Source organism: Caldifermentibacillus hisashii, from assembly GCF_039654145.1.
Classification (GTDB): Bacteria; Bacillota; Bacilli; order Bacillales; family Caldibacillaceae; genus Caldifermentibacillus; species Caldifermentibacillus hisashii.
Genome location: NZ_CP155467.1, coordinates 3,702,578 through 3,714,790 on the forward strand (window position 1 = coordinate 3,702,578; position 12,213 = coordinate 3,714,790).

Sequence of the window (12,213 nt, forward strand, 5' to 3'; positions counted from 1 at the left end):
CCGCGTCCAATATCTGTTATATTAATATTCAATTGTCAATATCGGTGTTCCAATTACAAAGGTTGTTTTATCTTCATTCGCTGTTTTTCTCAACGAAATCTGCAAATCAAAGGATCCCGCTTCAGTGGGGATTTCCTTTGTAAACAGTGGACTGTTTACTGTCAGAGAAACAAAATTATTCTCCACTAAGTTTTCAATCATTTTTCCATTAAAGTCATGAATAATTGTCATTGATTTTTCCAGCAAAGACTTATCAATCATATCATTGAACTCTCCCTTTATACAAGAAAAAAAGGATGGACTTTTGTGAAAAAATTTTGGTAAAAAATACTCTTGTCGTTCATCTACAAGATGACTGACTTTTTCGTTCCATTCCGACCCTTTTATCTCATAAAGGATGAATCCTTGGATATTTTCACCAATTAATTCGGTTGTGAGTTGGATTTTTTCAGCATACGGAAGTGATTGGTCAGAGGATTTTCCAGTTAAAATCAACCGATCTTGACTGATTTGTTTTTCCCAAGTAAAGTCTGGAATTTCTTTTTGCCACTGATCGGCAACTTTTTCAAAATCTGCATAGGAAAAATCCAATTCCAATTCTTCCCTAGCAAGGACTGACCATTCCTCGATATTTCCATTATGTTTACTGATTATATCCATCATTTTATTCAAATCCGAATCATTTGTTACAGAGTTAGCTTTACCAGAAAAAATAAGAATAAAAATGAAAAATAGCGTACATACTGTCATTTGTAAATAAAACCTTTTACTCATGTTCCTCTCCCCTTTACTACCATTGTTGGTTAAAAAGGGGGATGTCATACATGGTAAAAGTCGTCACAATTTGACACGGTTTACTCCTGAAAAAATCATGTGAATATCTGTAAAACGCCCGACACCTATTTATTTCAAATTACTTTCATCCATGTTCATTATGTAGGGAATTTGTCTGGACCAAACGATATAATCCAGAAAAAAATTAGCTACGATTGACCCTATGGCTATCGCTAATAAAATATATAGGAGCCGCCCTTGCGTTACCCGATTTTTTCGAATAAACTTTTCAAAATTCAATGATTGCAATGCCCACCATGCCAGGGCAATAAAAACTAAATTAGCGACAATACTTAATATACTGAAAACCCCGACATTTGAAAGCATAGCACACACTCCTTTTTGAATTTTGAATGGCTAGTACATACAATGTATATTTTAACATAGGAAATAAATTTATAAATTACTTTTTTCTTCCAAAAAGGAAATTATTTTGTGAAATATTTCATTTAAATGAAGGTGATTACAGTTTCTGGAAACTTGTTACGTCTTTCTATTAAAATTATCCACAATGTGTGAATTATTTTACGGGAAAATACTATCGAATTTTTATCAACTTCTATTTTCTCAACCCATTTATACACATATTTTACAAGGATTATCCACAAATTAAGCTAAGATATCCACTTTTCTAATGCATTTGTCCACAATATTCACCGATATATCCACAACAATTGAGCTGCTAAAATCCGCGGAAAAATAGAATATACACTGAAGTATAGGGAGCTCGCTCAGCACCTGTTGCGCTCCGCAAAACTCGACGACTGCCGAACCTTTAGGGGAAAGCAAAGACGTAGTTCATCGGAAAAATATATAATTTTTTCGAGCGTGGTGTGTTGCTTTGAAGCTTTTCCTTTGAACTATACTTAAAACCTAAAATTTCTCACTGCACTACCTTGCTGGAAATTATACTTAACACACAAAAAAATCCCCTTAGCGGTTGGCTAAGAGGACTTTTCCGGATAAACGTGTACGTTACGTTATCTTGCATTTTGGGCGACATTTATTCGATTTAATGCACGTCTTAGGGCGAGTTCGGCTCGTCTGTAGTCGATTTCGGATTGTTTTTGTTTCCGAAGACGTTCTTCAGCCCGTTGTTTTGCTCGTATGGCACGATCAATATCGATTTCATTGGCATTTTCTGCAGCTTGAGCAAGGATTGTTACTTTATCCGGACGTACTTCCAGAAATCCTCCACTAACCGCAACCAAATCAGTATGACCGTCTTTTTTTAAGCGAACGGCACCAATGGCAAGTGGTGCCACCATTGGTACGTGTCCCGGCAAAATACCGAGTTCACCGCTGGCCGCTTTTGTGCTGACCATCTCTACATCTGATTCATAGACCGGACCATCAGGAGTAACGATACTTACGGATACGGTTTTCATTTTTTATCCTCCTCATAATCCAAATTACACTTCAACGCCCATAGATTTTGCCTTTTCAACGGCATCCTCAATTGTACCTACAAGGCGGAATGCTTCTTCAGGAAGATGGTCCCATTTACCTTCTAAAATTTCTTTAAAGCCACGAACGGTTTCTTTTACAGGAACATAGGATCCGGGTTGGCCTGTAAATTGTTCAGCAACGTGGAAGTTTTGTGATAGGAAGAATTGAATACGACGCGCACGATGAACGATTAATTTGTCTTCGTCGCTTAATTCATCCATACCTAAGATCGCAATGATGTCTTGTAATTCCCGATAACGTTGCAATGTTTGTTGAACTTGACGAGCTACGAAATAATGTTCTTCCCCAACAATTTCCGGTGCCAATGCACGTGATGTTGATGCAAGTGGATCCACAGCCGGGTAAATACCCATTTCAGATAGTTTCCGTTCAAGGTTGGTTGTTGCATCCAAGTGAGCGAAAGTTGTTGCCGGAGCCGGGTCCGTATAGTCATCGGCCGGAACGTAAATCGCTTGAATAGATGTGACAGAACCTTTATTTGTTGATGTAATCCGTTCTTGCAATTGACCCATTTCCGTCGCCAATGTCGGTTGGTAACCTACTGCAGACGGCATCCGACCAAGCAAGGCAGAAACTTCGGAACCGGCTTGAGTGAAACGGAAAATGTTATCAATGAAAAATAGCACGTCTTGTCCTTGTTCATCACGGAAATATTCAGCCATTGTCAGTCCCGTTAAAGCTACGCGCATCCGGGCACCAGGCGGCTCATTCATTTGTCCGAATACCATCGCGGTTTTCTTAATAACACCGGAGTCTTTCATTTCATAGTATAGGTCGTTTCCTTCCCGTGTCCGTTCACCAACACCGGCAAATACGGAAATACCACCGTGTTCTTGGGCGATATTATTAATTAATTCCTGAATTAAAACTGTTTTCCCTACACCGGCACCACCGAATAGGCCGATTTTCCCACCTTTAATATAAGGGGCAAGTAGGTCTACTACTTTAATCCCGGTTTCGAGAATTTCAACTTTGGTAGATAGTTCTTCAAATTTTGGCGCAGGACGATGAATCGGATCTCTGCGAACATTTTGCGGCAATTCACCATCTAAATCAATCGATTCACCTAAAATATTAAATACCCGACCTAATGTGACATCACCAACCGGAACAGAAATAGGAGCACCGGTATCAATTACTTCCATACCGCGTACTAAACCGTCCGTTGATGCCATCGCAATTGTACGAACAGTGTCATCACCTAGATGTAAGGCGACTTCCAATGTTAAGTCGATGTCAACGTCTGCATCGTTTTGGGCTTTATGTTGAATTCGTAATGCGTTATAAATTTTTGGCAACTGTCCATTTTCGAATTTAACGTCGACAACCGGACCCATTACTTGAAGGATTGTCCCTTTATTCATCTTTTTCCCTCCTGACTATGTTACTTTTGTCCGTTCATTTGAAAAGTGTATGATTATCGTTTATTTGAAATTTATTCTAATGCGGAAGCCCCGGCCACAATTTCGGTAATTTCTTGAGTGATTTGTGCTTGGCGGGCCCTGTTATAGCTGATTGTTAACGTATTGATTAGTTCCATTGCATTATCCGTCGCATTCTTCATTGCCATCATACTGGACGCATGCTCACTTGCTTTACTTTCAAGTAATGCTCCAAAAATTAGACTTTCGGCATATTGAGGCAACAAGACTTCCAATATTTCCTCTACGTTCGGTTCAAACTCATAGATAAACGGTTTTGCAGCCGGTGCAATATCGGTTAATGGCAAAACCTTTTTCACAATAACATCATGTTGGATAACCGAAATATAGTGGGTATAAATGATATATAGCTCATCGTAGGTACCGTCAGAAAACATATCTACGGTTTTACTGGTGATGCTCTGAACCTCATTGAAATTCGGATGGTCATTTAACCCGGTAATTTCTAATAGGATGTTATGACCTTGTTTTTTATAGAAATCACGACCCACCCGTCCGATTGTAATCAAGCCGTATTCATCTTTTGATTTATGACGTTCTTGTAACAGTTGGTTGACTCGGCGGATGATATTGCTATTATAAGCACCAACTAATCCGCGGTCACCGGTAATGACAAGATAAGCTGATTTTTTTACCGGACGATGGATTAACATGGGATGTACAGCATCTGTCGTACCATGAGCAATACTGCCGACCACCTCTTGAATTTTTTCCATATAAGGGACAAATGATTTAGCATTCATTTCGGCACGGCTCATTTTGGAAGTAGACACCATTTGCATCGCCTTTGTGATTTGGCTTGTTTTTTTCGTTGAATTAATCCGTCCTTTTATTTCCCGTAAACTGGCCACTTTTCCTCACCACCTCATTGATTGATAAGCATTGTTACACGTTCGATAAGTGGAGAAGTTTCCCCTCGATCACGAACCGGTTATTTTGATTCAGACACAGCAAATGTTTTTTTGAAATCATTAAGAAGTTGTGTCAATTCCTCATCTGCCGGAAGTTCACGAGTCGTTTTAATATGTTCGACAGCGGCCGGTTTGTTTTGATCGATCCAGCTGTATAATTCATTTTCAAAGCGACGAATATCTTCTACCGGAATATCGTCTAAAAATCCGCGTGTTAATGCGTATAAAATGACTACTTGTTTTTCAACCGCAATCGGTTTGTGTAAATCTTGTTTCAATACTTCAACTGTGCGTACACCACGTGCCAGTTTCGCTTGTGTTGATTTATCTAAATCGGAGCCAAATTGTGCGAATGCTTCAAGTTCACGGTAAGAAGCTAAGTCAAGACGTAATGTCCCCACAACCTTTTTCATGGCTTTAATTTGGGCGTTTCCTCCAACCCGGGATACGGATAGACCTGCGTTAATGGCCGGACGTACACCTGAGAAGAAGAGGTCAGATTGTAAGAAAATTTGTCCATCGGTAATGGAAATAACGTTCGTCGGAATGTAAGCCGAGATGTCCCCTGCTTGTGTCTCAACGAATGGTAGTGCAGTTAATGAACCGGCACCTTTGGCATCACTTAATTTTGCAGCACGTTCCAATAAACGGGAATGCAAATAGAACACGTCACCAGGATAGGCTTCACGACCCGGCGGACGGCGTAATAATAGGGAAAGTTCCCGATAGGCTGCCGCTTGTTTTGTTAGGTCATCGTAAATAACCAATACATGCTTTCCGTTATGCATGAACTCTTCTCCCATAGCTACACCGGCATATGGAGCCAGATAAAGTAATGGAGCAGGCTCAGATGCAGCAGCGGTAACGACAATGGTATAGTCTAAAGCACCGTATTTACGGAAAGTTTCAACCGTATTCCGAACAGTTGATTCTTTTTGCCCGATGGCTACATAAATACAAATCATATTTTCATTTTTTTGGTTAAGAATTGTATCAACAGCTAAACTTGTTTTCCCTGTTTGACGGTCACCAATAATTAATTCCCGTTGTCCACGACCGATTGGGACAAGTGCGTCAATCGCTTTAATCCCGGTTTGTAACGGTTCATGAACGGATTTCCGGTCCATAACACCCGGAGCAGGGCTTTCAATTGGACGAGTTTTTGTTGTATGAATCGGACCTAATCCGTCAACCGGTTGACCAAGCGGGTTTACGACACGTCCGATTAATTCTTCACCGACAGGAACTTCCATAATCCGTCCTGTTCGTCTAACTTGAGCACCTTCACGAATATCTGTAAAAGGTCCTAATATAATAACACCGACATTGTTTTGTTCAAGGTTTTGGGCCATGCCCATTACACCATTTTCGAACTCTAAAAGCTCGCCGCTCATGGCATTATCTAATCCGTAAACACGAGCAATCCCGTCACCAACTTCGATGACCGTACCGATGTCGGTTACTTTCATTTCAGCTTGATAGTTTTCAATTTGCTGTCTAAGCAGTGTACTGATTTCCTCAGCTTTAATGCTCATTCATTTCACCCCTTATTACGATTTATCCTAATAGTTCGCGTTTGAGATGGTTAATGATTCCATACTTATATTAGAATCAAGATTTATCCTTAACGTTCGCATTTATGACAGGTACTGTTTCCATGTTTCCCGTCTAGTATTACGATTTATCTTAATAGTTCGCGTTTGAGGCCGTCCAGTTTCCCACGCAAACTTCCGTCAAAGATGCGATTGCCAATTTGAATTTTTAAACCGCCCAGTAAATCACTGTTAACAATGTTCTCGATCTCCAGTGATGTTTTCTTCATCCTTCGGGCAAATACATTTGAAATCGCCAATTTTTCTTCGTCTGTCAGCGCGCGAACAGACTCTACTTTTGCTGTTGCAATTCCCTTTCGATCATAGGACATTTCAATATATGCATCGATCATTGGAATTATCGAATCGACTCGATGACGGTCGGTTAACAAAAGCAACGTATTTAATACATATGGTGAAAAGTCAGCACAAGCTTTTTTCAACGCATTGTGTTTTTCCTGATTTGAAACTTGTGGTGACTTTAAAAATGTCAAAATATCTTTATTGGAACCGAAAACTTCTTTGATAATTAGCAGTTCACTTTCAATTTGATCTACCAGATTTTTTTCTTGAGCTAACTGGAAAAGAGCAACAGCATACTTTGTTTCTGCAATGGTTTTACTCATTACTCTTCTCCTGCCTTTTTAATAGACTCTTGAATCAACTCGGCATGATCCTTTTCGCTTAATTCTTTCTCAATTACTTTCGAAGCGATTAAAACGGATAGAGATGCGACTTGCTCTTTTAAGGCTGCCACCGCATTCTCTTTTTCTTGTTGAATTTCCAAGCGTGCGGCTTCTTTATGCCGTTCTGCTTCTTCTCGTGCTGCACGGATAATTTCTTCTTTTTGAGATTCTGCTTGCTTTTTCGCATTTTCAATAAAAGTATGCGATTCTTGGCGAGCATTTTTTAACATTTCTTGTTGCTGTTGCAAAAGTTCTTTTGCTTCCTTTTTTGCAGCCTCCGCTTGATCGATTTCACTGGCGATATGCTCTTCACGATCTTTCATCATTTTCATTAATGGAGCCCATGCATATTTTTTCAAAAGCCACATGAGGACTAAAAATGCCAGAAGTTGGTATAAAGAATCGAGCACTGTAAAGCCTCCTGATGCAGCACCTAATACGAAACCATCTGTTAACACGCTACCATTCACTCCCTTCAAGAAGCACCATAAATACATTGTAAATTTATCAATTACGCATTCATATTTTTAGGCTATTCTTTAAAAGATTGTTGCAATCGATAAGAGATTATAGAAGCATCATTGCGTCAAGTATAATCTCAGTAGGTACAATAAGTTTAGAAACCTAAACAATTGTTTAATTTTTCAAAAACCGGCTTATTTTACATGTAACATAAAGGAATGGCGAAGGTTCTTATGAATGATCTCCGCCATTTACTTTTATAAAGCTTAGTTAACTTTATGAAAATAGTGCGATAAAGGCGATTACAACACCCATGATCGGAATCGCTTCTACCATACCGATACCAATGAACATAGTCGTACGTAATAGACCTGCAGATTCTGGTTGGCGTGCCATCCCTTCTACAGTTTTTGAAACGATCCAACCATTACCGATACCGGCACCTAATGCTGCCAAACCAACTGCAATTGCTGCTGCTAATGTTTCCATTTAATAAAATCCTCCTTTAATTTATAAAAATGTGTATTGTTTTCATGTTCGTGAACTACCCGCCACTTATTTAGTTAAATTTGAAGCAGGGGTTTCCAAAGGCATTTAGTTATCTAGGATTCTCATTCTTTGGGGCGTGTTCACTCCGCCGGTAAAGCTTAAGACAGTTATGTCTACAGCTGCTTTTCTGTTCTGTGACGATGCATCTCCCGCCTAAACGTTATCACGTTTCAAGAAGGGAAGTTGATCGCCTGAAAATGATATTTATATTAATGGTCTGCACTAACCTTATGGGCCATATAGACCATTGTTAACATGGTAAAAATAAATGATTGGATAGCTCCGATAAAAATACTAAACCCTTGCCATACCATCATTAATGGGAAAGCTAAAACCCCCCCGATAATGCCGCTTGTTCCTAAAGAGACAAGTAAAGCAAGAAGCGTCTCACCTGCATAAATGTTTCCGTAAAGACGAAGACCGAGTGTTAATGTGTTTGAAAATTCCTCAACGATCTTTATTGGTGTCATGACTTTCATCGGTTGCGTATATCCAAGTAAGTAATTCTTAGCTCCACGCAGCTTCACACCATAATAATGAGTTAAGCCGAGTACCATAACGGCCAATGTCATCGTAATAAGAGGATCGGCTGTCGGTGATTTCCACCATAGCTCATGGCCATAAACAACGGCAAATGGCAACCCAAGCATGTTTGACACGAAAATATACATGATCAATGTTAAAGCCAAAAGATGGAATCTGGCGCCATTTTTCCAGTCTAGGTTGCTTTGAATAATTCCTTTTACAAAATCCATCACCCACTCAATAAAGTTTTGAGCTCCGGTTGGTTTCATTGCGAGTTTGCGTGTACATAATAAAGCGATTAAAAATACTATTAGTGAGGAAATTGTTATCATCAAAATATTTGACGGGTTATATGTCAAACCCCAAAACAATTCCCTAACCGGTTCCTCATGATGCACGTTACTCACCTCTCTTCCTGTAACCTTTTTTTATAAATAAAATGAGAGAATCGAGGGCCATGACAATGTAAGATGTCAATAACCCAATTAAAGTAGATAAAATATTTATATCATTAGGAAATTGTATAGCGATTAAAATTGCTAATGCTGCGTAAGCAAACCTCGAAAGGGAACCGATAGAGTAAACCGCCTTACCTTTTGCGACAGCTTCACTCAGACGTATCGTTTTTTTATATAATAACCATAGATTAATAAAACTGACAGCTGTACCCAGTATGAAACCCAGAAATACTTCCTTGAATGATGTAAAACCCCATCCAAAAACAAAAATAGCTAACAGGTAAAACATATATTTTCGATAGCGATTATATAAAAATTGAATATCAGGCATTTTTATACTTCTCCTAAAGTCCGGGTTAGGCCGCACAAATATTTTCAAGCACACCAACCTTATTTTACACCTAAAAAATGCTATTTGAAAAAAATTTATATTGTAGTTTAGGAATAAATGATTATGTTGATGTTCAGATTTCAAAATCATATTTTCTGAGCGGTTATCTTCTATAGATTACAACCCGATAACGAGATTACAACTAATAAAAGGTTTTGAAAAGGGGCTTAAATGATATTATACAATAGCATTTATATGGGAATGTGAAATTTCCACTAATTTTTTTTGTCCAGAAGTTTTCATTTCCGTCAAAAAAGTTCATAAAAGAACAAAAATCGCCATACAAAAAACCATAATTTTACAAATAAATGATGTATTCAAGTAGTTCATATTTTAACGAAAGAAATTTCATTATTACGATGGATTTTCAACTGTAAATAAGTTGAAAACCCTATCACCATACACTAAATAAGACTACAATAGTCTAGTTTTTATGTCAATTTATATACATAGAAAATATCGGTCTGTTTTTCGAGAATCCGTTATCCTTCACAAATTTGTAACATTTTAACAATGTGTGGATAAATTATGAAATATCCCGGATTATTGTATTTCTATCAGTTGTTCAATGAAGTCTTCCTTTCCGGACTTTTTTGCAAACGCTACAGCAATATAGGTCCCTTTTTGCAAGTCTTTCTCTTGTTTAATTGTTTTTGTAATTAAGCCGCGCCGGACATTTTTTTCCCAATCCAAGTAATCGATAAATCGGTACGTATCCGGATCAAACAGGGCAATCCCAAATTCATCGGCGCCGCCCGGCAAATATGTTTCATATTTATAGAGATCCTCCCTCTCCGATTTTTCAAAGGAGAATTGCATAATTCGCGGATAATCCGGTTCAGCAACAACATATAAGTACGGGATATGAATGGTTTGGCTTCCGCTGTGCATGTCAATGAACCCATTATAAATCTCATTTTTCTTATGTTGGTTTTTTACTTCTATACCAATGGTTATTTGTTTTTTCTCTTTTGGCTTTAAGTAAAATGGACTCGGCAAATCCCATGCAATAGTATCAGAGCGGAGTGGTGTAGAAAATGTACAGCGAATGGCGTGATCACTAACATTTTCTACCGTTATCATTTTCTTCGTTTCTTCAAATGTTTTCCCTTTTACTTTTCCATATTGAAGGGCAGCAGGCTGAATGATCGTCTCGGTACGTAATGCTTCCTCCATTTGAATCCGCCCGGCTCCTTGTTCAAATGACTGGTACAATTGATTTGCTTCATTTAAAAGTGGTTTGCTTGTACTCATGAGAACTGCTTTAATTTGTTCCGGGGTCCAGTCCGGATTTGCTTGTTTCAGAATGGCACTTGCCCCGGCAACATGCGGGGCAGACATACTTGTTCCTGCCAGCGGTTTATATCCGCCCGGCACAGTGCTTTCAATCGCAACACCCGGGGCAACGACGTCCGGTTTTATTTCCCAGCTAAATGTAACCGGCCCGCGGGAACTAAAATCCGCCAGCCTATCTTGTTCGTTTTTATTTACTATTTTAGCCGGCGTATTGCTCGTTTCTATAAGTTTCAGAAGATGTTCCCCATCTTTTTTTGATAGGAAAGCAACCGGTAAATTCATTTCACCATCCAACATTCCTAAAACCGCCTCATCTTCATTATTATAGATGATGACCGCCTTTGCCCCATATTTTTCAGCCGTACGGACTTTATCAGAAAAAGTTAGTTTTCCTCTCTTAAGGAGAACAATTTTCCCGTTCACATCTACATCTTGGTAATCTTTTTCTCTTCCTAATCCACCGGCAACTATCATATATGATCGATCGAGATTCCATGGCTTTGAACCGGTAAGAGGGGAGAGGCGAAATTGTTGACCATAATAGTCTACATACGGTATTTGAATCTCCGGCGTACTCGCACCGACCGAAATTGCTTGATGGGAAGTCCCCGGGGAACCTACCGTCCATAAATCCGGTCCTGAATTACCATTCGATGTGACTGCGACAATCCCGTTTTCCACCGCTTTATCTAAGGCAAGACTGGTTGGCAAATCCGGTCCGTTGATACTTGTACCCAAAGAAAGGTTTAACACATCAACCCGGTCCTTGATGGCTTGTTCAACGGCAGCAATGATCATCTCTGTTGTCCCAAATCCACCGGGTCCTAAGGCGCGATAGGCATAGATTTCCGCTTCCGGAGCAACACCTGTCATTTTTCCATTTGCGGCAATCACACCTGCCACATGCGTTCCGTGAAACGTATTATTTGGGCCCATATCGACTGTTTCCATCGGGTCATGATCATTATCGACAAAATCATACCCTTTGACATATGATTTTCGTAAATCCGGATGCGTGTAATCGATTCCTGTGTCAATAATGCCTACTTTAATTCCTTTTCCTGTTAAGTGGTTTCCATTTTTGTCGGTGAGATGGCGAATTTTACTTGTACCAATATAATTAATGCTGTTGAAAGTACCGTTTGAAATTTGCGGATAGGGACTTATATCCAGTTTGTATGTATAGGACGGATAGATGTTTTCAATGGAGGTTTTTTCGGCCAATTTTTTTATTTGGCTACTCGGACCCATTACAGAAAAACCGTTAAATATATTTTGAAAATGATACCTTAACTTCAGGTCCGGGTAGGATCGGAGTAGTTGTTTCGCTTCACTTTCGGTCATCGGTTTATTTACTTTTACGATGACCGTTTGTTGCGTATCTTCATCTTGAGGAAGGGCAGGTCTTTCATATTTTCCTGCGTACACGTACTTTATGTTTATTGGGGCAGATAAAACGAAGATAGAAAAAATTAAGCAGAGAACGAAACATTTGCGGGCTAATTTCATAATCAAACCTCCCTGATTGAATAACTTTCCTATTAGTATGTCTGGGAAATTTGGATTTATTAGGTTTGATTAGGAACGGCCACTTGGT

General features: G+C 39.1%; 12 protein-coding genes. All 12 read right to left on the minus strand.

From position 1 onward, the window contains the following. Positions 1-21: 21 nt before the first annotated feature. The gene (locus NSQ14_RS17715) at positions 22-774 is read right to left on the minus strand and encodes a YwmB family TATA-box binding protein (protein WP_346216659.1); all 753 of its coding nucleotides are present in this window, start codon (positions 772-774) and stop codon (positions 22-24) included. Positions 775-903: 129 nt separating this feature from the next. After that, complete coding sequence (locus tag NSQ14_RS17720) at positions 904-1,161, minus strand: DUF1146 family protein (RefSeq protein WP_251249336.1); 258 nt, start codon at positions 1,159-1,161, stop codon at positions 904-906. Between the two features lie 653 nt (positions 1,162-1,814). After that, the gene (locus NSQ14_RS17725; RefSeq protein WP_034773181.1) at positions 1,815-2,222 is read right to left on the minus strand and encodes a F0F1 ATP synthase subunit epsilon; all 408 of its coding nucleotides are present in this window, start codon (positions 2,220-2,222) and stop codon (positions 1,815-1,817) included. A 24-nt stretch (positions 2,223-2,246) separates the two neighbouring features. Further along, the gene (gene atpD, locus NSQ14_RS17730; RefSeq protein WP_041848014.1) at positions 2,247-3,668 is read right to left on the minus strand and encodes a F0F1 ATP synthase subunit beta; all 1,422 of its coding nucleotides are present in this window, start codon (positions 3,666-3,668) and stop codon (positions 2,247-2,249) included. A 71-nt stretch (positions 3,669-3,739) separates the two neighbouring features. Continuing rightward, complete coding sequence (atpG, locus tag NSQ14_RS17735; RefSeq protein ID WP_034773183.1) at positions 3,740-4,597, minus strand: ATP synthase F1 subunit gamma; 858 nt, start codon at positions 4,595-4,597, stop codon at positions 3,740-3,742. 80 nt (positions 4,598-4,677) lie between these two features. Continuing rightward, a complete protein-coding gene (atpA, locus tag NSQ14_RS17740; protein ID WP_346216660.1) occupies positions 4,678-6,192 on the minus strand; it encodes a F0F1 ATP synthase subunit alpha in 1,515 nt (504 codons plus the stop codon). A 146-nt stretch (positions 6,193-6,338) separates the two neighbouring features. Next, positions 6,339-6,875, minus strand: coding sequence for a F0F1 ATP synthase subunit delta (locus NSQ14_RS17745; protein ID WP_346216661.1), 537 nt, complete (start codon positions 6,873-6,875; stop codon positions 6,339-6,341). Further along, positions 6,875-7,432 carry a F0F1 ATP synthase subunit B gene (atpF, locus tag NSQ14_RS17750; protein ID WP_255601969.1) on the minus strand — a complete coding sequence of 186 codons (558 nt, stop codon included), beginning with the start codon at positions 7,430-7,432 and terminating at the stop codon, positions 6,875-6,877. Before atpF ends, NSQ14_RS17745 begins: the two co-directional genes overlap by 1 nt. Before the next feature lie 241 nt (positions 7,433-7,673). Continuing rightward, positions 7,674-7,886 (minus strand): F0F1 ATP synthase subunit C, encoded by a 213-nt coding sequence (atpE, locus tag NSQ14_RS17755; RefSeq protein ID WP_034773189.1) that lies wholly within the window; start codon positions 7,884-7,886, stop codon positions 7,674-7,676. A 269-nt stretch (positions 7,887-8,155) separates the two neighbouring features. After that, the gene (gene atpB, locus NSQ14_RS17760) at positions 8,156-8,869 is read right to left on the minus strand and encodes a F0F1 ATP synthase subunit A (protein ID WP_034773190.1); all 714 of its coding nucleotides are present in this window, start codon (positions 8,867-8,869) and stop codon (positions 8,156-8,158) included. A 1-nt stretch (position 8,870) separates the two neighbouring features. Beyond that, on the minus strand, positions 8,871-9,260 hold the full coding sequence (locus tag NSQ14_RS17765; protein ID WP_108898933.1) for an ATP synthase subunit I: 390 nt from the start codon (positions 9,258-9,260) through the stop codon (positions 8,871-8,873). A gap of 603 nt (positions 9,261-9,863) precedes the next feature. Further along, positions 9,864-12,125 (minus strand): S8 family serine peptidase, encoded by a 2,262-nt coding sequence (locus NSQ14_RS17770; RefSeq protein WP_346216662.1) that lies wholly within the window; start codon positions 12,123-12,125, stop codon positions 9,864-9,866. Positions 12,126-12,213 lie beyond the last annotated feature (88 nt).